The sequence below is a fragment of the Sphingopyxis sp. BE235 genome, from assembly GCF_031457175.1.
GTDB lineage: Bacteria > Pseudomonadota > Alphaproteobacteria > Sphingomonadales > Sphingomonadaceae > Sphingopyxis.
In genome coordinates, this window is the sequence record NZ_JAVDWC010000003.1 from 369,335 (window position 1) to 393,128 (window position 23,794).

The 23,794-nt window shown below is 65.9% G+C and carries 16 protein-coding genes; 10 read left to right on the forward strand and 6 right to left on the reverse strand.

Annotated elements, in window-relative coordinates:
- Positions 1-269 precede the first annotated feature (269 nt).
- The 5 genes from J2X38_RS15435 to J2X38_RS15455 all read left to right on the forward strand — a co-directional run bounded on the left by J2X38_RS15435 (position 270) and on the right by J2X38_RS15455 (position 7,113).
- Complete coding sequence (locus J2X38_RS15435; protein WP_310255286.1) at positions 270-1,541, forward strand: aldehyde dehydrogenase family protein; 1,272 nt, start codon at positions 270-272, stop codon at positions 1,539-1,541.
- A 68-nt stretch (positions 1,542-1,609) separates the two neighbouring features.
- On the forward strand, positions 1,610-2,548 hold the full coding sequence (locus J2X38_RS15440) for a hypothetical protein (protein WP_310255287.1): 939 nt from the start codon (positions 1,610-1,612) through the stop codon (positions 2,546-2,548).
- Positions 2,549-2,705: 157 nt separating this feature from the next.
- Positions 2,706-3,563 (forward strand): UTP--glucose-1-phosphate uridylyltransferase GalU, encoded by an 858-nt coding sequence (galU, locus tag J2X38_RS15445; protein WP_310255288.1) that lies wholly within the window; start codon positions 2,706-2,708, stop codon positions 3,561-3,563.
- A gap of 1 nt (position 3,564) precedes the next feature.
- Positions 3,565-5,742: a polysaccharide biosynthesis tyrosine autokinase gene (locus J2X38_RS15450; protein ID WP_310255289.1), complete on the forward strand. Its 2,178-nt coding sequence runs from the start codon at positions 3,565-3,567 to the stop codon at positions 5,740-5,742.
- Positions 5,743-5,754: 12 nt separating this feature from the next.
- The gene (locus tag J2X38_RS15455; protein WP_310255290.1) at positions 5,755-7,113 is read left to right on the forward strand and encodes a hypothetical protein; all 1,359 of its coding nucleotides are present in this window, start codon (positions 5,755-5,757) and stop codon (positions 7,111-7,113) included.
- A 42-nt stretch (positions 7,114-7,155) separates the two neighbouring features.
- Here the strand turns inward: J2X38_RS15455 and J2X38_RS15460 are convergent, their stop codons facing one another.
- A complete protein-coding gene (locus J2X38_RS15460; RefSeq protein ID WP_310255291.1) occupies positions 7,156-8,916 on the reverse strand; it encodes a chloride channel protein in 1,761 nt (586 codons plus the stop codon).
- A gap of 68 nt (positions 8,917-8,984) precedes the next feature.
- Between J2X38_RS15460 and J2X38_RS15465 the strand changes: the two genes are divergently transcribed.
- A complete protein-coding gene (locus J2X38_RS15465; RefSeq protein ID WP_310255292.1) occupies positions 8,985-9,389 on the forward strand; it encodes a helix-turn-helix domain-containing protein in 405 nt (134 codons plus the stop codon).
- Positions 9,390-9,446: 57 nt separating this feature from the next.
- Here the strand turns inward: J2X38_RS15465 and J2X38_RS15470 are convergent, their stop codons facing one another.
- From J2X38_RS15470 to J2X38_RS15480, 3 genes are all read right to left on the reverse strand, one after another.
- Positions 9,447-10,691 (reverse strand): acyl-CoA dehydrogenase family protein, encoded by a 1,245-nt coding sequence (locus tag J2X38_RS15470; protein ID WP_056369035.1) that lies wholly within the window; start codon positions 10,689-10,691, stop codon positions 9,447-9,449.
- A gap of 95 nt (positions 10,692-10,786) precedes the next feature.
- Positions 10,787-11,698 carry a LysR family transcriptional regulator gene (locus J2X38_RS15475; RefSeq protein WP_310255293.1) on the reverse strand — a complete coding sequence of 304 codons (912 nt, stop codon included), beginning with the start codon at positions 11,696-11,698 and terminating at the stop codon, positions 10,787-10,789.
- Between the two features lie 93 nt (positions 11,699-11,791).
- On the reverse strand, positions 11,792-12,970 hold the full coding sequence (locus tag J2X38_RS15480; protein WP_310255294.1) for a DNA glycosylase AlkZ-like family protein: 1,179 nt from the start codon (positions 12,968-12,970) through the stop codon (positions 11,792-11,794).
- A 181-nt stretch (positions 12,971-13,151) separates the two neighbouring features.
- On the opposite strand from J2X38_RS15480, the gene J2X38_RS15485 reads away from it, so the two are divergent.
- From J2X38_RS15485 to J2X38_RS15500, 4 genes are all read left to right on the forward strand, one after another.
- Entirely contained in the window at positions 13,152-14,150 is a 999-nt protein-coding gene (locus J2X38_RS15485; RefSeq protein WP_405053462.1) for a substrate-binding domain-containing protein, read from the forward strand.
- A 121-nt stretch (positions 14,151-14,271) separates the two neighbouring features.
- A complete protein-coding gene (pgmB, locus tag J2X38_RS15490) occupies positions 14,272-17,247 on the forward strand; it encodes a beta-phosphoglucomutase (RefSeq protein ID WP_310255296.1) in 2,976 nt (991 codons plus the stop codon).
- Entirely contained in the window at positions 17,241-19,604 is a 2,364-nt protein-coding gene (locus J2X38_RS15495; RefSeq protein WP_310255297.1) for a TonB-dependent receptor domain-containing protein, read from the forward strand. Before pgmB ends, J2X38_RS15495 begins: the two co-directional genes overlap by 7 nt.
- A 71-nt stretch (positions 19,605-19,675) precedes the next feature.
- Entirely contained in the window at positions 19,676-20,905 is a 1,230-nt protein-coding gene (locus J2X38_RS15500; protein ID WP_058537262.1) for a sugar MFS transporter, read from the forward strand.
- Between the two features lie 132 nt (positions 20,906-21,037).
- Here J2X38_RS15500 and J2X38_RS15505 read toward each other — a convergent pair whose 3' ends face one another.
- Positions 21,038-21,508, reverse strand: a complete 471-nt coding sequence (locus J2X38_RS15505) for a DUF3237 domain-containing protein (protein ID WP_058537261.1) — start codon at positions 21,506-21,508, stop codon at positions 21,038-21,040.
- Positions 21,509-21,575: 67 nt separating this feature from the next.
- Positions 21,576-23,762: a TonB-dependent receptor gene (locus J2X38_RS15510; RefSeq protein WP_310255298.1), complete on the reverse strand. Its 2,187-nt coding sequence runs from the start codon at positions 23,760-23,762 to the stop codon at positions 21,576-21,578.
- Between the last annotated feature and the right edge of the window lie 32 nt (positions 23,763-23,794).

Below are 23,794 nucleotides of genomic sequence, written 5' to 3' on the forward strand. Positions count from 1 at the left end.
CATGCGAACAATCGCGTCGCAACGGTTAACGGTCAACTTGCCAGCTTTGAGCGGAGGCAATTGAAAGGCGAAATGATCGTTCCCAAAATCCCGACCCAGAACGGGACAGGGTGAAAAAATGCGATATATTAGAAGCGGATAATTCGGGGCTTTGCCTAAACGACGGCCAGGCGAATTGGCTGCAATGCGACGAAACGCTTCGACTTGAACTTGCCACGGCTCGGCGTCGGAGTAGAAGCTGGACAGGATAAAATGCGGGGAAGGGTGAGATGCTGGAAGCGCAACGTGGGGCATTTTTCGCCGACTTGCCGGTGTCGTTGGCCATTCGCCGCGACCGGCTGCGGCGCGCGGTGCTGATGATCGAAAAAAACGCCGACGCGCTCTGCAACGCGCTCGCCGCCGACCAGCCGAATCAGGATTCGGACTCCGCCAGGCTTATCGAAGTGGTGCCGGCGCTGGCGGCGCTGCGGGCGTCGATCGGCGGGGTGGGGCGCTGGATGCGCGCCGAAAGCAGGGGCGGACTGCTCGCGCGGCTGCGCGGGGATAGCGACTATGTGGAATATCAGCCGGTCGGGGTGATCGGCATAGCAGCGCCGGCGTCGCTGCCGCTGCTCCGGACGGCGGGCATCCTCGCGGGTGCACTCGCCGCGGGCAACCGGGTGACGCTGAAATTCGACGCGGCCTCGGTGCAGCTGGGCCGGCTGATCGGCGAACTCGCACCCGACTTTTTCGATCCGCTCGAACTGGCGGTGGCGTCCGACGGTGACTTTGCACAGCAGGCGTTCGACCTGCTGGTGACCAGCGAACCGCAGGAAGGCGATGCGGCGATGCTTGCGCGTTCGGACAAGTCGCCGGTCATCCTGGGGCGCTCGGCCGATTTTGCCAAGGCCGCCGACAATGTGATCGCACGCAAGCGCCTCAAGGGCGGACGCGCACCGCTCGCGCCCGACTATCTTCTCGTGCCCGAAGAGCAGGAAGAGGCGATCGCTTCCTGGCTGTGGCGCGCGGCGATGCAGCCCGGAGCGAACGAAGCGGCGCTGCCCGACGCCGAACAGCAACGGCTGACGCGGCTATTGAATGACGCGCGCGCGCGCGGAGGCGAGGTGATAACGGCGGAGCCGCGCGGGACGCTAGTGCCGATCCACATCATTCGACACGCCAGCGAGGACATGCTGGTGATGCAGGAAGAGTTTCGGGGGCCGATCCTGCCGCTGCGCAATTATGCGCGGATCGAGGATGCGATCGCCACGATCCACCGGCGCCCGCCGCCGCTCGCCATCACTTATTTCGGCCGCGATGCTGCCGAGCGCCGCCACGTGCTCGAACATACGCTGTCTGCGGCGATCGCGATCGACGGGCGCATTCCGTCCGCGGCGAAGGCCGATGCGGGCATGACGCTCAACATCGACCATGGCGAAGCCGGCTTCCGCCGGCTCAGCCGGACGAGGCACGTCTGTCGTCAGCCTTTGGCCGGCTTCGCGCGGGCATCCGCGCGCGACGGTGGCGACGATTTGGGGGGAGCTGCGCCCGCGCTGCACTGACCCCGGACGCGCCACGCCGCGCCGCATCGCGCTGGCCTTGATCGCTGCGCGCCGATTAGCGCGGCCGCATGGACGATCCATCCTCTCGCTTCGCCGCCAAGCCGGTTCAGATCAATGCAGGGGGCGAGCCGGTCTATTTCGTGGAGTCGGGCGCCGTTTATCGCGGCGTGCGCGCGCGCGATGTCGGCAACGGCCTGTTCGTGATTCGCGAGCCGGTTCGCAATGTGCAGATCGCCAATATCCGGGTGGAGGGCGGCTACCGGGTGATCGAGAACAAGGCGGCACCCGAACTGGCGGGGGCGGGCAGCGTCGGGCTCCGCGTGCGCGGGGCCAACGCGACCAATCTCGAACGCAGCTTCGCCCGCATCCGGTATGACAGCCATGACGGGGTGATCGAGGATGTCAGCGCGAGCGGCATACTGACTACAGGCGCGACCGACCTGCCGGTCGGCATCGCCTTCGACGGCACCGCGCACGACTTTCGGATCGAGCGCTGCTCGATGCGCGGCTTTCAATGGCAGCGCAAGGCCAGGCAATATTGGAACGGCGACGGTTTTTCGACCGAGCGGGGCAATGCGCGGATGCTGTTTCGCCAGTGCGCCGCGTGGGACAATAGCGACGGCGGATTCGACCTGAAGTCGACCGAGACTTTGCTCGACGATTGCATCAGCGGCCGCAACGCGCGCAACTTCCGGCTGTGGTCGAGCATCCGCGCGACGCGGCTCACCAGCCTCGATCCGGTCAAGATCGGCGGGATCGGCGACACCAACCATTTCACGATCATGGCGGCGAAAGGCGCAAGTGAGCCGGTGGTCATCCATATCGAGCATCTGACGGTAAAGAGCGACCGGGGCTGGCCGATCTTCGACGTGCATCACGGGCCGGCGAAAATCATCATCGGTTCGCACGATATCCAGGTGCCGCCGGGCACACCGCTGGTCCGCTCGCGTGGCGGCGGATCGGTGCCGGGCGGAGTGTCCTTTGCCGGGACACCGCCCAAGCTCTGAATGGCTTGGCGCACTTTGGACACGTTTCGACGCCGGGCTCTTGCTGCAATGCAGCGTAAAGGCGCAGGTCGCTCCTCGGCAGCACGCGGCGATCGTGCCCGCCGATCCAATGCTGGTTAATTGGGGGGGAACCCAGCGACCAGAAAAGGGTGAAAAGATGCGAAAAATACGCAAGGCCGTGTTCCCCATCGGCGGCCTTGGAACCCGGTTCCTTCCGGCGACCAAGTCGATGCCCAAGGAAATGCTGCCGGTCGTCGATCGGCCGCTCATCCAATATGCGGTCGATGAGGCCCGCGAGGCGGGCATCGAGCAGTTCATTTTCGTGACCAGCCGCGGCAAGAGCCTGATCGAGGATCATTTCGATCATGCCTTCGAGCTTGAGGAAGCGATGGCCCGGCGCGGCAAGTCGCTCGCCGCGCTCGACGGCACCCGTCCTCCGCCGGGCGACATCAACATCGTGCGGCAGCAGGAGCCCCTCGGGCTGGGCCATGCCGTGTGGTGCGCCCGCCGCCTGGTTGGCGACGAGCCCTTCGCGGTGCTGCTGCCCGACGATCTGATGGTCGGCGAACCCGGCTGCCTTAAGCAGATGGTCGAGGCCTATGCCGACCTCGGCGGCAATCTGATCTGCACCGAGGAAGTCGCGGCGGAGGATACGCATAAATATGGCATCGTCACGCCGGGCACGAGCGCCGGCGCGATTACCGAAGTCAGGGGACTGGTCGAAAAGCCGGCTCCGGACGTCGCACCGTCCCGGCTTGCTGTCATCGGCCGATACATCCTCCAGCCCGAGGTGATGAACATCCTCAGCAATCAGGAGGAAGGAGCGGGCGGCGAGATCCAGCTCACCGATGCGCTGGCGCGGATGATTGGCCAGCAGCCTTTCCACGGCGTCACCTTCCAGGGAAAACGCTATGATTGCGGCGACAAGAGCGGCTTTGTGACCGCGACGCTCGCGCTGGCGCTCGCCCGTCCCGACATCGCGCCCGCGGTGCGCGCGTTCCTGGCTGCCGCATAATATGGACGCAGTGTCACGGCACATACCGCGCGGCCGGGAAGCGGACCCTGAGGTCGATCGCGGCGCACTGATCGACCTGCGCCGGGTCGGCGGCGTGCTGCGCCGGCGATGGATGATCTTATGTGCGGCGATGGCCGCAGCGATCGTCATCGCCGCGGCCGCCTATCTCGCTGCCGAACCGCGCTACCTCGCCACCGCGCAGGTCGCGCTTGAGCGGACGGCCGAGCAGGTGATCAAGGTCGATTCGGTGATCCCGACGACCGATCCCGATTCGGCGGCGGTCGACACCGAGGTGCAGGTCTTGCGCTCGCCCGAACTCATCGGGCGGGTGGTCGATCGGCTGAAGCTCGAACGCGACCCGGCGTTCAACGAGGCGGCCGGACAGGGCCAGCCGACGGCGCAGCCCGACCTGATCGGGCGCCAGCGCGCGATCGGTACGCTGCTGAACGGGCTGACGGTGAAGCGCGACGGGCTCTCCTATGCGATCAGCGTCTCGTTCGAGGGCGCCACGCCGGTGCAGTCGGCGCAGATCGCCAATGCGCTGGTCGACGATTATGTATCGGGGCAAGTCGGATCGAAGACCGAGGCGACGCATCGGGCGCGCGGGTTTCTTGAGCAACGGCTTCAGGATCTTCGCGCGCAAGTGGTCGGTGCCGAGCGCGCAGTCGCTGATTATCGCGCCGCGCACAATCTTTTCGCGGTCTCCGAAGCGAGCAGCGTGACGCAGCAAGAGCTGTCGGGGCTGTCGACCCAGCTTGCCCAAGCCAAGGCCGAGAATGCCGCGGCGCAGGCGCGCCTTTCGGCCGCGCGCGCGCAGCTGAGCGGCGGCCGGACCGGCGAGGAGCTTGGCGATTCGCTCGATTCACCGGTGGTCAGCCAGCTGCGCGCCCAGCGCGCCGAGGTGGCGCGCGAGGTTGGGGCGCTGGAAAAACGCTATGGCCCACGGCATCCCGATCTCGTCCGCGCGCAGAGCCAGCTCCGCGTCGCCGATCAGCAAATCGCGGCCGAGGTGCAGCGCATCGTCTCCAACGTTGCGATCCAGGCGAGCATCGCCAACCAGCGCGCGGGATCGCTCGCGGGTTCGGTGGCGCAGTCCGAGGGCAAGCTCGCCAGCGACAATGCGGCGTCGGTGCGGCTGAACGAGCTGGAGCGTAACGCCGAATCGGCGCGGACGCTCTATCAGGCGTTCCTCGATCGCTATCGCCAGACGGTCGCGCAATCGGGGCTGGAGCGCAGCGATGCCTATATCGTCAGCCGCGCGCGCGTTCCCGGCGCGCCGAGTTCGCCCAACATGCTGATCTATGCGGCGATGGCCGTGGTCGGCGGGCTGGGTATCGGCGTGCTGCTCGTTGTCCTGCTCCAGCTGCTCGAACGCGGCATCGAGACGAGCGATGCGATCGAGGAGTCGCTGGGGCTGTCGACGCTGGCGTCGATCCCCGACGCGAACACGCTGCCCGGCTATCGCAAGCTGGGCCCGCCGGCGCCGCCGGCGGAACTCCTGCTCAAGCGGCCGCAATCGACCTATGCCGAAGCCTTCCGCACGCTCCGCACCTCGATCCAGTTCGCCGAGGCGGCGGGCCCGATCCGCGTCGTCGCGATCACCTCGGCGGTGCCGGGCGAAGGCAAGACCACGACCGCGATGGGGCTGGCCCGTGCGGTCGCGGCGGCGGGCGGCAAGGTGCTGCTGATCGACGCCGACGCACGGCGGCGCGCGTCCAGCCGGCAGTTCGCCGACAATGTGACGCTGGGACTGGACGAAGTGCTGGCGGGGCAGGCGACGCTGGAGCAGGCGATCGTCAAGGACAGCATGTCGGGCGCCTTCCTGTTGCCGCAGCGGCTCGATTCCAAGGGTGTCGGGCTGACCGAGAGTCCGCGGCTCGCCGAGCTGATCGAGGAAGTGCGCGGGCGTTACGACCTCGTGATCCTCGATACGCCGCCGGTGCTGCCGGTCGACGAGGCGCGCGTGATCGCGAGCATGGCCGACGGTGTGGTGTTCCTCGTGCGCTGGCGCAAGACGCCGACCAAGGCGGCGTCGGTCGCGCTGCGGCGGCTGTACGATGTCCACGCCGAGATGCTGGGCGCGGTGCTGACGCTGGTCGACGTGGGCGAGCAGGAGCGGGCCGGCTATGAAGATGGCGGCACCTTCCTGAAGGCATACCGTCCTTATTATGCGGATTGATCAGGCGGCGCCGTGACCGCGCAGGCGTTACCTTACGGCCCGGCGTTCGGGCTCGGCATCCTGCTGCCGGTGACGGCGGTGCTGCTCGTTGCGCTCGTCATTGCGGCGCGGCGGGCGGGCAGCGTCGCGGGCGCGTTCGTCGTCGTGGCGCTGTGGATGCGCTACACCGCCGGCGCCTATCATCTCTATATGTTCCAGCCGCTCGCGGGCGGGCTTTCGGGCAATGCCCTGCTGTCGATCGGGGTGACCGGGTTCGGGCTGCTCTTTGTGGTGCGGCCGGCCAATCTGGCGCTCAAATGGCTGCTGCCCGTCTACGCGCTGGTCGTGCTCGCGCTGTTCAGCGCCGCGCTCAATGGCGATGCGGCCGGCGGGATCAACGTCGCAGTCAAATATGCTTATATGATCGTGATCATGATCGCGGTGTTCCAGGCGCTGCGCAGCGATCCCGACGCGCGGTTCCTGAGCTGGGCGATGGTTTCGTTCCTGCCCTTGCTCGTCTTTCAGGCGCTGTCGCTGGCGCTCAACCTGCCCAAGGGGTCGGAGGATGGCGACGGGCTGGTTTGGATCGGCGGCTATAATCACGAGGCGGCCTTCTCGGTCGCGATGATGACGGGGTTCCTGGTCGGTTGCTTTGCCAAATCGGCGCCGCGTGCGGTGCGCGTGGCCTTCCTGCTCGCGACATTGATCGGCATCCTGCTCGCGGGTTATCGCACGACGATCCTCGCGTTCGCACCGCTTGCGCTGGCCGCCTTCCTGAGCGGGCTGACGCTGAGCGTGCGGCGCGACCAGCGCGCATCGATGGCGGTGACCGCGATGGTTGCGGGCGTGCTGCTCGTCTCGGTCGCGGCCTTGTCGTACAGCGCGAGTTTCGCGGACCTCGCCGCCTTCCTCGCGGACCCCGCCGGGCTGATCAAACCACCGCGCGACTTCGACCTGCTCGAACGGCAGGTGATGTCCGGCCGGCCGCTGATCTGGAGCAGCTATATCTATGCCTGGGCCGCGGGCACGCCGCTCCAGCATCTGTTCGGCCTCGGGCCGGAGAGCTGGGAGGGCGTGTTCAAAGTCTATCCGCACAACACGCTGATCGCGACGCTCTACGAACTCGGCTGGTTCGGCGTGGCGGCGATGATCGCGCTGTGGACGGTGATGTTCGCCGCGGCGGCTTCGGCGCACGGCGAGCGCTTCAAGCTGCTCGCGGCGCATTTCGCCTTCTTCCTGCTCAACATGGCGACGATGCCGTTCTGGCAGGTCGAGGGGCTGGCGCTCTATGGGCTGCTCTGCGGCTACACCATCCATGCCGCCCGCGCGGCGCCGCGACCCTGGCCGCTGCGCGCCGCCGAGGCGCGGCGGCGGCTGCCGGCCGGCCCATAAAGGCAGCGTAACCGCCGCTACATCAGCGACGTCGGGCGACCTTTATCGGCCGAACCTCGTCCGCCGGGTTTCGGAGGTTCGCTGCGCTCTTCGGGCCTTCAGCAGATCCTGCCGCGAGAGGATGCCGACGACCTTGTGCGTTTCGGGATCGACGATCGGCACGCGCGCGACGCCCGTTTCGACGATAAGGTCGGCGATCGCGCCGCAGGGGGTTTCGGGGTAGGCGACGGTCTGGGACGCGTCGGAAAGGGTTTCGGCAAGCGTGACCTCTTCGTCGAATGCGCCGATCTTCCATCGCAGCGCGTCCGACCGCGATGCCAGCCCGACCATCCGTCCATCGGCGTCAACGACCGGATAACTGCGGTGGATCGCCTTTTCGGTGAAGAAGCGCAGCGCCGCCTCGACCGTCATATCCGCGGGCAAGGTTGCCGGTTCGGGCGTCATGAGCTCGCGCGCCTGCTGCGAATCGAGCGGATCGACCGTATATTCCTGCAATATATGCCGGCCGCGGCGGGCGATCTTTTCGGTGAGGATCGAACGCCGCATGCAGAGGACGCTGACCGCATAAGCCAATCCCGACGCCGCGATCACGGCGGGAAGCGCGTCGAACCGTCCGGTCAGTTCGGCCGCGAACAATGCGCCGGTAATCGGCGCGCGCATCGCGCCGCTCATGATCCCCGCCATGCCGATCATCGCCCAGAATCCGGCCGGGCCCGGCAGCCAGAAGCCCGCGATATAGCCCGTGGCGCCGCCGAGGATGAGAAGCGGGGCAAGGACCCCGCCCGATGTTCCGGAACCCAGCGCGACGAGCCAGACGGCCGCCTTGACGACCAGCAATATGATCGCGGCACGCATGACCATCGCGCCATCGACGAGCGACTGGATGTTGGAATAGCCCGCGCCCAGAACCCGCGCATCGATCAGTCCGCCGACGCCAACGACGACCGCGCCGATCGCCGGCCACCACATCCAGTGGACGGGAAGGCGATGAAACAGATCCTCGATCCGGTAGAGGAGGCTGGACAGGAGCGCCGCCTGCAATCCCACGACCACGCCGACTCCGGCGGCGGCTGCGACGGTCCAGCCGGTCGCGGGCAGCGGCCAGCTGGCCGGAAACATCGGGCCGTCGCCGATCAGCTCGGGCCTCCATGCCGCGGCGACAAGCACGCTGACGACGACCGGTACAAAGCTTCTCGGCTTCCATTCAAACAGCAGAATCTCGACCGCCAGCAGGATCGCCGCCATCGGCGTGCCAAAAATGGCGGTCATCCCGGCGGCCGCCCCGGCCACCAGCAGCGTCTTGCGTTCCGCCGCGCTCAGCCGGAAGCATTGCGCAAACAGCGACCCGATGGCGCCGCCCGTCATGATGATCGGCCCCTCTGCCCCGAACGGCCCGCCGCTTCCGATCGAGATCGCCGCCGATACCGGTTTGAGGACCGCGACCTTCGGCGACAGCCGGCTGTCGCCGAACAGGATCGTCTCGATCGCTTCGGGAATGCCGTGCCCCCGGATCTTTTCGGATCCGAAGCGCGCCATCACGCCGATGATCAGACTGCCGATCACGGGAATCAGCACGATCGCCAAGCCGACCGTCGAATCCGATATTTCGGTTTCCTGCGCCGAAAGGCGGCCGAACCAGAAGGCGTTCGTGGCGATCGCAATCGACTTCAGCAAAAGCCATGCGCCGAACGCGCCGCCCGTCCCGACGACCGGCGCCATGCAGGATAGAAGGATCATTCGGCGATCGACGCTGTGGTCGGCCAGTTGATGGCCGGCGATCGCTCGTGCAGGGTGAAGGTTCACGCAATGCCTCATTCGATTGGGGATGGCCAATTATATCGCAACACGATATAATTCAACCCGAGGATTTCATGGTTTCCGACTTGACCGACACCGACTATGCGGCGCTCGCCGAATTCCGGTTTGCGCTACGACGCTTCCAGGTTTTCAGCGAAGCGAAAGCAGCGGACGCGGGGCTGACGCCGCAGCAGCATCAGGCATTGCTGGCGATCCGCGCGGCCGATCCCGATGATACGACGGTGGGATATGTGGCGCAGCGCCTGATCGTGAAGCCGCATACGGCGTCAGGACTGATCGATCGGCTCGAAACGCTCGGGCTGGTTCGGCGCGAGGCCGCGCAGTCGGATCGGCGGCGCGCGCTGCTCAGGCTCACGGCGCACGCAACCGGAATATTGTCCGAGCTGTCCACCGTGCACCGGGAAGAGATTCGCCGGCTCCAGCCCTTGCTCGTCGAGCATCTCACGCGACTGACATGAGCATGAGAACGCCCGCCGATTAATGATATCGGCAGGCGTCCGGCGAATGTCTGTTCGTCAGTGCCGCCCGAGTTCGTCGCGGCCGACCACCATATAATGAACCTCGTCGGGACCGTCGGCGAAGCGCAGGTGACGCACGTCGGCATAAAGGTCGGCGAGCGGGGTCCATTGCGAGATGCCCGTCGCGCCGTGGATCTGGATCGCCTGATCGATGATCTGGCAGGTGCGTTCGGGCACCATCGCCTTCGCCATGCTGACCCAGACGCGCGCCTCGCGATTGCCGAGCAGGTCCATCGCCTTCGCCGCCTTGAGCACGATCAGGCGCATCGCCTCGATCTCGATCCGCGCGCGCGCGATCACTTCCAGATTCTTGCCGAGCTGCGAGATCTGGCGGCCAAAGGCGGTGCGTGAATTGCCGCGCTTGACCATCAGATCGAGCGCGCGTTCGGCCTTGCCGATCGTGCGCATGCAGTGATGGATACGACCCGGCCCGAGGCGCATCTGCGAAATCTCGAACCCGCGCCCCTCGCCGAGCAGGATATTGTCCTTGGGCACGCGGACATTGTCGAAGCGCATGTGCATATGCCCCTGCGGCGCATGGTCGGCGCCGAAGACGTGCATCGGGCCGAGCACCTGCACGCCGGGCGTGTCCATCGGCACGAGAATCTGCGAATGCTGCGCCTTCCGCGCCGCTTCGGGGTTGGTGTTCACCATGCAGATCAATATCTTGCAGCGCGGATCGCCGGCACCGCTGATGAAATATTTCTCGCCGTTGATCACCCACTCATCGCCTTCGAGGCGCGCGCGCGTTTCGAGGTTGCTGGCGTCCGACGAGGCGACGCCGGGCTCGGTCATCACATAGGCCGAACGGATTTCGCCGTTGAGCAGCGGTTTCAGCCAGCGCTCCTTCTGCTCGGGCGTGCCGACCATTTCGAGCACTTCCATATTGCCCGTGTCGGGTGCCGAGCAGTTCAATGATTCCGATGCGAGCGGCGACTTGCCGAGTTCGGCGGCGATATAGGCATAGTCGAGGTTGCTGAGCGGGGTGCCGGTGTCGCCGTGCGGGAGGAAGAAGTTCCACAGGCCCGCGGCCTTCGCCTTGTCCTTCGCGCCTTCGAGCAGTTCGAGCTGGCCCGGCGCCCAGCTCCAGCGATCGGCGCGGCCTTCGCCGAGGCGGAAGAATTCCTCGGTGATCGGATCGACATTCTCGGCGATATGGCGCTTGACCGCGTCGAACAGCGGCTGCGCTTCCTTCGACATTCTGAGGTCGTTGAGTTCGGCTTCGAGTTCGATCTCGGTCATGGCAATCCTCCGCTGGGTTTCGCCCGCAGTCTAGCCGCGCCATGTCATCAAGGAAAATGATAGGATCGAATATGGGATATTCGCAAGGCGAATGACTATGCGGGCTGCGCGAGCTCGTCGGCGATGATCGTGCGCAGCCAGCCAAGCCCCGGATCGGCCTGCGCCGCCTGATGCCAGTAAAGATAACTTCCGCCTTGCTCGACCGGCAGCGGCAGGTCGACGAGCTGCATCGGCCACATCGCGCCCAGCACTTCGGCGTGCGAGCGCGGCAGCGAAAACAGCATGTCGGATGTGGCGACGATCTGCCACGCGGTGATCGCGTGCTGGCAGCGCACCGCGACGCGCCGGGCGAGGCCCATGCGGCCGAGCGCGATGTCCTCGATCCCCGGGCCGTAGGGCCGCGAGGTCGCGATGATATGTTCGAGCGCGAGATAGGTATCGAGATCGATCGCGCCGTCGACGCGCGGATGCCCCTTGCGCGCCACGACGACGATCGGCTCGGTGCCAAGATAATGGCGTTGGAGCCGGTCGTCGGCGGGCAGCGCGACATCGAGCGCAAGGTCGAGGTCTCCGCTCGCGAGCATCATGACGAGATCGCGGCGGCGGAAGGTCACGCTGGCGAGTGCGACATGCGGGGCTTCGCGCCGCACGCGCGCGACGAGCGAGGAGAAGCGCGGCATCTCGCCCGACAGGCGCACCCCGATGCGGAACTCGCGCGTCGCCTCGGCGGGGTCGAACGACGCGGCGGCATCGAGCGCGGCGTCGAGCCCGCGCAACGCCTCGCGCACCGGTCCCGCGATCGCACGCGCCGCCGGGGTTGGCACCAGCCCATTGCCCTGCCGCACGAACAGCGGGTCGTCGAACTGTGCTCGCAGGCGTGTCAGGGCATGGCTGATCGCCGGCTGCGACAGGTTCAAGTGGCGCGCCGCCGCCGACACGCCGCCCTTGACGAAAATTGCGTCGAATATCCGCAGCAGGTTGAGATCGAATCTGGCGAGCTGCCGCAAGACGTCCTCCTCTGCGAAATCGGCGTGTGACGGATTATCGGCCTAATCGCTAATGATGCGGAAGTGAACCCGCGGGTGCGGCCGCCCTCCCGCTCAGGATGATGCGACCGTGATGCCTATCCGGACGCCTTCCAGGCCCAGCCATGCCGCCATCCGGTCGAGTTCGAGCCCGAGACGCTCGAGGGTTTCGGCGGGAGCGCCCGGTTCGAGGGTGATCCGGTGCGCGAGCAGGACGCCGGCCTGACGGTCGGCCTTGAGATCGACGCGGGCCACCAGCGCGTCGTCCATCAGGAAGGGCAGGACGTAATAGCCGTGGGTGCGCTTGTCCTGCGGGACATAGATTTCGATGCGGTAGCGGAACCCGAACAGACGTTCGGTGCGGCTGCGCTCCCAGATCAGGGGGTCGAACGGGGCGAGCAGCGCCGCACCGTTGATGCGGCGGGGCACGCGGGCGTCGCGGTGCATCCAGACCTTCTGGCTCCAGCCTTCGATCCGCGCGGGGATGAGGGTGCCCTCCTCAGCCTCGGCAGCGATCGCATGATCGGCTTCGTCGGGCTTCAGGCGATAATAGTCGCGCAAATCCGAAGCGGTCGCGACGCCGAGCGCGCGGGCGCTCCGTTCGATCAATGCGCGCTGCGCGCTTGCGGCATCGGGGGTGGGCAGGTCGAGAACCGCCTTGGGCAACACGCGCTCGGACAGGTCATAGACCCGCGCAAAGCTGCCGCGGCGCGTCGCGGTGGTGATGCTGCCCGACCAGAACAGAAATTCGAGGGCGTGCTTGGTGTGGCTCCATTCCCACCAGCCACTTTTGCTCGACCCATTCTCGAAATCGGCGGCCGCCAGCGGCCCTTCGGCGGTGATCCGGTCGAGCACGGCCTGTGCTTCGGGGCGGTGCTCGGTCGCAAAACGCTTCAAGGCCTGATAGCCGATCTCGCCCCGCTCGGCGCGCGCCATCCGCCAACGCAGCAGCGGATGAAGGTCGAGCGGAAGCAGCGAGGCCTCATGCGCCCAATATTCGAACAGGCGCCGCTGGCGGGTGGGGGCCCAGGCATCGCGCTCGAGCAAAGTCCGATCATAGCCGCCGAGCCGCGAGAAGGCGGGAAGATAGTGCGCGCGCGCCAGAACGTTGACGCTATCGATCTGGAAGAGCCCCAGGCGGCCCAGCGATTTGCGCAAATGGAGGGCCGTCGGCTGTTCGGGGCGACGGACGCCGAAACCCTGCGCGGCGAGCGCGATCCGGCGCGCTTCCTTGAGAGAGAAGGTGATCGTCACTTGCGGAGGCTTGGCGCCAGCTGCGGGGAGCGTCAACTGTCATGGATGCACAGCCGGGATGGCGACCCGACTCAGATGCCCCGACTGCGAAGCGGCTTGTGAAAGCCGGCCGTCGGGCGTTAGGGGTGCGCTATGGCTCAGCGCATCGATTCTCGCCATCCGTCACCATGCGATGCTGCGGGTGAGTAAAGGAAAGCCCAACGACGGCGCGCGGCCGACGATGGCGGATGTGGCTCGCGAGCTGGGCGTCGCGAAAATCACCGTTTCGCGTGCGCTGTCGGACCATTCGACGGTGAAGGACAGCACGCGCACGCTGATCCGCGAGACCGCCGAGCGCATGGGTTACCGGCTCAATGTGTCGGCGCGCAACCTGCGGCAACAGCGCACGCGGACGATCGCGGTCGTGATCGAAATGACGCCCTCGCACGAGCGTCTGATGAGCGAGCCCTATCCGTTGCTGCTGCTTGGCGGCATCCTGCAAGAATTGACCGCGGCCGGGCAGAATATGGTGCTCACCACCATCGACCTCTTTTCCCAGGCGCCGCCCTCGGCCGACGGCGTGATCCTGCTGGGGCAGGGGGTGCATGACGATGCCGCGGCCGTGATCGAGGCGACCGGGCTGCCCTATGTCGTGTGGGGCGCTGAACATGGGCCGCTCGAACGGATCGTCGTCGGCAGCGACAATCGCGAGGGCGGGCGCCTTGCGGCCGAATATCTGCTGGGCCGCGGATGCCGCCGCCTTCTGTTCCTCGGCGATGCCGAACATGGCGAGGCCGAGGATCGGCTGAGAGGGTTCGAAGCGGGGCTCGCGAGTTCGGACGCGATCATCGCCGGCAATATTCCCTGCGCCTTCACGCTCACGGCCGGCCGCGAGGCGGTGGCGCCGCTGCTGGACGGGCAAAGCCTCGATTTCGACGGCATCTTTGCGAGCAGCGACGCGATTGCGATGGGCGCGATCGAGGCGTTGCAGGCGCGGGGCCATGCGGTTCCCGGCGATGTGTCGGTCGTCGGATTCGACGATTCGCCGGGGGCGGCTCTTTTTTCGCCGCGCCTCACGAGCATCCGACAGGACTGGGGCGTCGGGGGCGAATTGCTGGCGCAAAAGGTTCTCGACAAAGTGGCCGGGAAGGCCGTTGCGTCGCGCGCGATGCCCGTCGCGCTGATCATCCGCGAAAGCTAGGATAACCGCGCTTCCATTGCGATACGCCGTCGGTTTCCCTCAAAATGGTATCGATATCTTGACATCGATACCATTTTGAGGGAAACCGACGATCGAGAGCGAGGGCCGAGGAGTCTTCGCCATGGGTGAGGACGGCGTGGCGACTATCGAACATTCCCCCGAAGCGATGCGGCTCGTCCGGCGCGGTGCGTCGGCGACCGGTGCGCAGGCGCATGCGCTCTTCGCGCTCGCCAACGGGCTGGTCGGCGTCGAAGGGGTGATCGACGAATGCGCGGCGATGCCCTGCGCCTATCTTCCGGACGCCTATGTCCGCCGGCCGATCGCCTATCATGAAAGCTTTCCCGGTTACGCGACCGCGACCGATACGCGGATCGCATGCCCCAGCCCGGTGCTGCTGCGCCTCCATATCGATGGCGCGCCGGTCGATTTCGGTACGGCCGAACTCGTCGACACCGAAAGCGCACTTGATTTCGCTTCGGGCCAGCTGCGCCGCGCGTCGCGCTGGCGGCTTGAAAATGGCCGAACCCTCGAAATCGCGGCCGATCGCATCGTCCCGCTCGCCGGCGCCGCCGCCGTCGCCTCGCGCATCCGCATCCGGCCGCTCGATTTCGGCGGCGCGTTCGAACTGTCGCTGACCTACGGTATCGAAAGCGCGGGAACGGGCGGCGCCGAAGCCGACGACCCGCGCATTTCGGCGCGGCTGCGGCCGGCTTGGCGCACTATGCCTTCGCTGCCGGGCGACCCGCCCACGGTCACGCGGTTCGCGCAGGATGCCGTCGAACTCGCCTATCGCCAGCATGTCGCTTGTCCCGCCGCCGACGTTGCGGCGGTCGATATCGGGCATGAAGTGCGCGGCGCGCTGGTCGCTGGCGGCACCCTGACCATCGACCGGGTGGTTGCCCTCGCTTCGGCGCGCGGCCGCTCGGTCGATCTGGCCGCGTTGGACAGCACGAAGGCCGATTTCGACACGATCGCCAAAGCGCAGCGCGATGCTGTTCGCGTGCTGTGGGACGGCGCTGCGTTGGCGATCGACGGCGACGAGGCGATGACCGCGGCGCTGCGGTTCGACCTGTTCCAGCTCCATCAGTCGGCGAGCCGCGATCCGGGCCATAGCATCGGCGCCAAGGGGCTGACCGGCGAGGGCTATGAGGGCCATTATTTTTGGGACGCCGAAACCTTCATGCTGCCGGTGCTCGCGCTGCAGGCGCCGGGCAAGGCGCGGACCTTGCTCGCCTATCGCATCGGCAAGCTCGACCGCGCGCGGGCGCATGCAAAGGCGCTCGGCCATGCGCGCGGCGCGCTCTATCCGTGGCGGACGATTGCGGGTGACGAATGTTCGTCGCACTATCCGACGGGATCGGCGCAATATCATATCAATGGCGACATCGCCTATGCGCTCGCGCTCTATGTCGCGGCGACGGGCGATGAGGAATTTCGCGCGCGCGCGGCCGAAATGCTGTTCGAAACCGCGCGCATGTGGATCGAGATCGGCGCGTTCGATGCGCGGCGCGGCGGCGCCTTCTGCATCCATGGCGTGACCGGGCCCGACGAATATTCGGCGCTCGTCGACAATGATTTCTACACCAACGCGATCGCGCGCCGGCACCTCGGCTATGCCGCCGAAACGGCGGACTGGCTGCGTGCGCGGAACGATCTCGCGGCGCTGGCGGGCGCGATCGGTCTCGACGACGACGAGATCGCGACGTGGCGCAAGGCGGCGGACGCGATGTGGCTGCCGGTCGACGCGATGCTCGGGATCAATCCGCAGGACGACGCCTTTCTGGGGCGCCCCGAATTGCCCGGGCTGAAAACGCGCGGTCACGACGGACCGCTGCTGATGCGATATCATCCGATGATCCTGTTCCGGCATCAGGTGGCGAAGCAGGGCAATGTCGTCCAGGCGATGGCGATGGACCTCGTGTCGATGCCGGTGTCGCGGCAGCGGCGCAACCTCGACTATTATGGCCGCGTCACGACGCATGATTCGACGCTCTCGTCGGTGTCTTTCGCGATCAGCGCGGCACGGCTCGGCGAAGAGGCGGCGGCGCTCGATTTCATGCGCGAATGCGCGTTCGTCGATCTCGAGGATCGCCACGGCAACACCTCGCACGGCCTCCATATGGCCGCGCTGGCGGGAAGCTGGCTGGTCTTGGCGCAGGGGTGGGGCGGATTGCGGCTCGACGGACCGGTGCCGGCCTTCGCTCCAACGCTTCCGTCGGCCTGGAAAGGATACCGCTTCCGCCTGCAATGGCGCGGCAGCGTGATCGAGCTTGCGGTCGACGCTGTGGGCTGCACCTATCGTCTGTTGTCGGGGGGGCCGCTCGACATTCTCGATCATGGGCGCCCGCTGCGCGTCGGCGCGGCCCCCTCGACGCTGGCGCGGCCGACGGTGAAAGGTGCGATCTTCGACCTCGATGGCGTGCTGACCGACACCGCCGAGGATCATTATCAGGCGTGGCAGGCGCTCGCCGACACATATGGCTTTGCTTTCGATCGTACGGTGAACGAGCGATTGAAAGGGGTCGACCGCGCGGGGTCGCTGCGGCTGATCCTCGATCAGGCCGGCGCCGCGGTCGACGCCGGGGCGTTCGACGCGATGCTGGCGGAAAAGAATGCGCTCTATCGTGCGCGGCTGGCCGATTATTCTCCCGCGAATCTCTTCGCGGGCGTCACCGGCCTGTTCGCCGAGCTGCGCGGCGCCGGGCTGAAAATCGGCCTTGCGTCGGCGAGCCGCAACGCCGGTGACGTCGTGCGACTGCTTGGCATTGCCGACCAGTTCGATTTTATCGCCGACGCGGGTGCGGTCGCGCACGGCAAGCCGGCGCCCGACATCTTTCTGGCCTGCGCCGACGGCATGGGCCTCGCCGCGAACCAATGCGTCGGGATCGAAGACGCCCAAGCGGGAATTTCGGCCATCCATGCGGCGGGCATGGTGGCCATTGGCATCGGGTCGGAAGAGGCGCTGCCCGATGCCGAGATCAACGTCACCGCCATAGGCGATCTGACGCCCGGCCGGATCCTGTCAGCAGAACAGGAAGCGGCGGCGCGCGGACGCCTTTCAATCAGAACAGGTAAAGTGGAGGATATGCCATGTTGAAACGAACCTATTTGCTATCGTCGATTGCGCTGATCGCGCTGCCGGCCACGGCTTTCGCCCAGGAAGCGCCTCAACCCGACGACGCGGCTGCGGCCAATGAAGAGATCATCGTCACCGGCACCGCCGGCGGCGGGGTCAACCGCCAGGATGCGGCGTTCGCGATCACCAGCATCAATTCGGACGCGATCGATCGCGCCGCGCCGAACAGCACGGCCGACCTGTTCAAGGTCATCCCCGGCGTGTCGGCCGAAAGCTCGGGCGGCCAGAATGGCGCCAACATCTTCGTGCGCGGCTATCCGTCGGGTGGCGACGCCGAATTCGTCACGCTGATGGTGCAGGGCGTTCCCTTCTTCTCGCCCCCGACCTTGTCGTTCCTCGAAAACACCCAGCTGATCCGCATCGACGAGACGATCGAGCGCGTCGAGGCGGTTCGCGGCGGCACCGGCGCGCTGTTCGGCAGCGGCCAGCCCGGCCTCACCGTCAACTTCGTCCAGAAGGAAGGCGGGCGCGATTTCGAGGGGCTCGTGAAGGCGAGCATCACCGACTATGGCGACCTGCGCGGCGACATGTTGCTGTCGGGACCGCTCGGCGAAAATACCAGCTTCATGGTCGGCGGCTATTATTCGAGTGGCGAGGGTATTCGCAGCCCGGGCTTCACCGCCGAAAAGGGCGGCCAGATCACCGGCAATATCCGCCACGATCTCGACAAGGGTTCGATCCTCGTCTTCGCGCGCTACCTCAATGATCGCGGCCAATGGCTGCTGCCGATCCCGGTGATCCGCGACGGCAACAAGGTGCGCCAGTTCGGCAATATCGATCCCGGCACCGGCGTGCTCGCGGGTCCCGAAACGCGGCTCAGCACGCTTCCCGACGGGACGCGCGCGGACCTTGCCGACGGCCGCGGCGCAAAGCTGATCAACCTCGGCACCAATTTCGATTACGAGATCGGTGAGGGTTTCCAGCTGCGCTACCGCGCGAGCTATCTGAAGGGCGATGCCGACACGACCGGCCTCGTCCCCGCCAGCACCGCGACGACGGCGAACGCCTATGCCGCCTCGCTCGGCAGCACGGTGGGCAGCCTGACCTATGTCAACGGCGGGCAGGCGGTCGCCGGCACGCAGCAGGTGATCCGCGCAGGCACGTGGATCGTGCGCAAGCAGATCGAGGATTTCACCAACGACCTCGCGGTCGAATGGGAAAGCGGCAACAACAAGTTCACCGTTGGCGCCTATTATTCGGACTTCTCGTCGGACGATCAGTGGAACCTCGGCAACGTCCACCTGCTGACCGCCGAAAATCACGGCCGTCTGCTCAACCTGACGCTCGCCAACGGCCAGGTAGCGTCGAGCAACGGCTTTACCCAAGGGTCGTTCTTCAACGTCAACGCCGCCTATGACGGCCGCGAATATGCCTTTTATGCGGTCGACGAATTCCAGATCACGCCCGAACTGCGCTTCGACGCCGGGCTGCGCTACCAGAATTACAAGGCGACGGGCACGATCGAGAACAACAGCTCGGTCGACACCGATAACAACCCCAATACGCTGTATAACAATGGCACGGCGGTGCTCAACGGCACCTTCCGCAACATCGCGTACAAGAAGGGCGCCTGGTCGTGGACCGCGGGACTCAACTATGACGTCTCGTCGTCGGTCGGCGTCTATGCCCGCTACAACCGCGGCAACACGAACCCCTTCTTCGACAATCTGCGCGACGGGATTTTCGTGTCGCCGCGCGTCGATAATTTCGAGGGCGGGGTAAAGGTCCGCACCGACCTCGTGTCGCTCTATGCCACGCTGTTCCATACCAAGTTCAAGGGGCTGGTGACGACGGTGATCCAGAATGGCGCGCCGGTTGCCGACATCGGCGGCGCGCGCAGCACCGGGATCGAACTCGAAGGGCAGATCCGTCCGATCGACAATTTCGCCATCGCCTTCTCGGGCACCTGGCTCGATGCGAAATACCGCGATTTCTTCGCGGGCGGCGGGACGATCGACCTCAGCGGCAATCGCGTGCAACGCCAGCCGAAGTGGCAGTGGCGCGTGACGCCGTCGTACGACATCGAATTCGGCGATAATAGCAAGGTCTCGCTCTATTCGACCTTCAGCTATGTCGGCGACCGCTTCTCCGACACCGCGAACACCCAGTCGCTGCCGCATTATTTCAAGATCGATGCGGGGGTGACGGTCGACGTCAACGAGGCGTTGCAGTTCGCCGTGACCGCCGACAATCTGACCGACAAGGTCGGGCTGACCGAAGGCGATCCGCGCACGCTGGGGCAGGCGGGGGGCGAAGTCGTCAACGCGCGCCCGATCCTCGGCCGGTCGTTCCGCTTCAGCGCCGCCTATAAATTCTAAAAGGATCATCCCTCCCTGGGTGGCCGCGGCCTCTTCGCGGCCACCCCCCTTTTTTCTGCTAAGGACGGCTGATGGCGCGCACTCGATTGATCGCAGCACTGATCCTGACTTACGTCGCCTTTGCGATGCTGCTCAACAGCGTCGGGACCGTGATCCTTCAGTCGATTTCCAGTTTCGATGTCACCAAGCCGCAGGCGAGCACGCTGGAGGGGTTCAAGGACATCACGATCGCGGTCGTGTCGTTCGTGACCGCGAGCTATCTGCCGCGTCTTGGCCTTCGCAACGCGCTGATCGGCGCGCTCATCCTCGCGATCGCCGGCTGTATCGTCATGCCGCTGGTCGGCAGCTTCGGCGCCGCGCAGCTCCACTTTGCGATGGTCGGCGCGGCCTTTGCGGTTGCCAAGGTCGTCGTCTACTCGATGATCGGCCTCGTCACCGACAGCCCGCGAAAGCATGCCAGCCTGACCAGCCTGATCGAAGGCATGTTCATGGTCGGCGTTCTCTCCTCCTATTGGGTGTTCAGCGCCTTCATCGACCCGACCGGCCTCCGCTGGCTGAACGCCTATTGGGTGCTCGGCGCGATTACGGCACTGGCGCTCGCGCTGTTACTCACAGCGCGGGTCGACGAACATCGCACGCACGAGGGCGAAGAAGCGGCCGCAAGCGAGGGGCCACCGTTCGTCGCGATGCTCAAGCTCGCGGCGCTGCCGCTGGTGCTGGTCTTCGTCGCCTGCGCCTTTCTGTTCGTGCTGATCGAACAGGGAATCCAGAGCTGGCTGCCGACCTTCAACAACGAGGTGCTGCACTTGCCCGCGCAGATGAGCGTGCAGGCGGCCAGCCTGTTCGCTGCGTGCCTTGCGATCGGGCGCTTCGGCGCGGGCGCGGTCATGGCGCGCTTCGACTGGTATCCGGTACTGAATGTCTGCCTCGCATCGCTTGCGGCGCTGATCATCCTCGTGCTGCCGCTTGCCGACGGCCTCGCCCCCGGGGCGATCCATAGGTGGGGCGACGCGCCGATCGCGGCCTTCCTCTTTCCGCTGATCGGCATCGCGCTGGCGCCGGTCTATCCAACGATCATCTCGGTGATGCTGAGCGCCATGCCCAATCGCCAGCACCCGTCGCTGATGGGGCTCGTCGTCGTCTTCTCGGCGCTCGGCGGGACGACCGGATCGGTCATTACCGGCGCCATCTTCGCGCATCTCGACGGGCGCACCGCGTTCACGCTGATGCTTGTCCCGACGGCGATGCTTGCTGGCGGGCTCTTTTTGCTCCGCCGCAGGATCCAGGTCATAGAAGCCTGATTCCAGAGGAAGGCGAGCCATGGTCGCCAACCGATTGGGTACACCGAGAGGGGCGGCCTGAGTTTTCCTGCGAGCGATTCCGATGTCCGCTATGCGCTCCCGGAAGTCCGGTTCGCCGGCGATCGGACCCTCCTAAAGCAGCTCGAACACATCGTAGCGTACCGCGCCGCCGATGCTGGCGCCGAGCCCGACGGCGACGATGTCGTTGAGCCATAGATAGCGCTCGTCCCCGGTCTCGAACATCGGGGTGGTGCGGAAATAGACTTCGGCCTTTTCCTCCGGCGTCCGCGGGCCGCCGTTCCGCGCATGTTTGTGCGCGGCCGAAAGCGGGCGCAGCACGCCGCGATAGGAGACATAGATCAAGGCGCCATCGTGCGTTTCCATCGTGATGCGCGCGTCGAGCCGCAGCGTGTCATTGTCGTCGATCGTCGCCCAGTCGCCGCCGCTTGGCATCACGCGGCCGTGCAGCCGCTCGCCCTCGACTTCGCCGCCGGTCAGCGCGGCGATCATCCGGCGCCCGAAATGCGCCTTGCCGATCATCTGCTGCGGCTCGGTGAAGCTGGCCTTGTAGGAGCAGAGATAGCGGAAACGGGGTTCTTCCATCGGTCATCCTCTCTCTAGTGCAGGGGAGCGGGCGCGGCGGCGAAAGGGGTGCCGCCGCGCCCGCGGGTCAGATCTTGAATGCGACCGTTACGCCATAGGTGCGCGGCGGCGCGTAAGGCGTCAGAATCTGGCGGAAGGGGCCGAAATAGGTGACGTAAGTCGGCGTCAGCTCGTCGGTCAGATTCTTGCCCCACAGCGAGACTTCCCAGCGATCGCCCGGCCCCGAAAGCGAAAGGCGCGCATCCAGATTGTCGTGCGAAGGCCAGAGCTGCTGCGGAATATTCGATGCCTCGAAAAACGCGTCGTCGACCCAGCTGTAATCGACGCGCAGCTTCGCCGACAGGTCGCCGACAGGGGTTTCGAACTGGCCGCCGATGTTGAACTTGTTCTTCGGCGAGCGCGGCAGCTGGTTGCCGGTATAGTTCAGACCCGGAATCGTATATTCGGTGAACTTCGCATCGAGATACGCATAGCTGCCGTCGATTTGGAATCCCTCGAACGGCCGCGCGACGGCTTCGACCTCGATCCCCTTGATCCGCGCCTTCGCCGCGTTGCTGACGACGACGCAGCACAGCGGGACGAGCTGCGAGACCTGGAGGTCCGAATAGTCGGTACGGAACGCCGCGACGTTGAGCCGCAGGCGCCGGTCGAGCCAATCGGTCTTTGCGCCGACCTCATAGCCCCAGGCGAATTCGGGATCATAAGGAGTCGAGGCGCCCGCGGCGGTGCCCGACAGCCCCTGGAAGCCGCCGCTCTTGTAGCCGCGCGCGACCGAGGCATAGAGCAGCACGTCGTCGGTCGCCTTCCAGTTGAGCGCGAAACGCGGCGTGAAAGCTTTCCAGCTCTTCTTGCCGGTCACGTCATAGCCGGCGAGCGAGCCGAGCGGCGGCGGCAGGCCGGGGCCGCTGTCGGCCTTGAAACCCGCGAAACGGCCGCTCTTGCGCTCCCATGTCATGCGCGCGCCGACCGTTGCGGTCAGCGAGGGGACGATCTCGACATCGACCTGCCCGAAGATCGCGACGCTGCGCGCATTGACCGACTGCGGATAGATGCCGATCCCCGAATTGGCGGGGCTCGGGAAGTCCTGAATCTGCCCTTCCACGCGGTCGTTATTCTCCTTCAGGAAATAGACGCCCGTCTGGCCCTTCAGGCGCCCGCCCCATGCGTCGAAGGACAGGCGCAGTTCCTGGCTGAACTGGCTGTTGTCCTCCTCGCCGAAGCTCGTCGATTCGATCTGTGCCGGCGGGTTGACCGGGTTGCTGAAGAAGGGGGTGACGAAATTGAACTTCACCTTGCGGAGCGCAGTGAGCGAGGTCAGCGTCCCGAACGGCAGGTCGAGGTTAGCTTCGGCCGAATAGGTCTGGATCGTCCGTTTGACCTCGCCGTCGATATAGGCGTTCACGACGCGTGGATCGGGGTTGATGCCGACGCAATGGATGCCGCCCTGAAAGCTGGTGTCGCAATTATTGTGGCGTGGATTGCCCTTCTGGTCCTGACGCGCGATGTCGGCGCGCAGGATGATGTCGAGCGTGTCGGTGGGCACGAAACGCAGCGCAACGCGGCCCGTCGTCAGGTTGAGGTCGTTGACGTCATTGCCCGTCGTCTCATTATATTCGAAGCCGTCGCGCTGCTTGTGCGACAGCCCTGCCGACAGATACACCTTATCGGTCAGCGCCATATTGCCGCGAGCGATCACGCCGACGCGGTCGTAATTGCCGTAGGTGCCCTCGAAAAAGAAGCTTTCCTCATCGGTCGGCTTGCGGCTGATGAACTGGACGAGGCCGCCGATCGCATTCTTGCCGAACAAGGTGCCCTGCGGTCCGCGCAGCACCTCGACGCGTTCGAGGTCGAGCGCGTCGAGGTCGGGGGTGCCGCCGCGTCCCGCATAGACGCCGTCGATGAAGACGACGACCGAGGGATCGCCGCCGGCGTTCTGGCTGATGCCCGGCGCGCTGCCGATGCCGCGCATCGCGAAGTTGGTGTTGATCGGGTCGACCGCGCTGACCGCAAGGCCCGGGGTGCGGATCGCGATGTCCTGCACCGTTTCGATGCTGTTGTCGCGAAGCTGCTCGGCGCCGAACGCGGTGACCGAGACCGGGACGTCCTGAAGCCGCTGTTCCTGTCGCTGCGCGGTGACGATGATGTCGCCGCTCGTGTCGTCGGTGGCGTCCTGCGCCGCAGCGGCCGCGGGCAGCGCGGCGATCGCCGCGCCGGCCAAGAAGAGGATGGACTGCTTCCTTCCGAAATTTGTCATATCGCGTCTCCCAACACGTTGTTTTTTCGTGC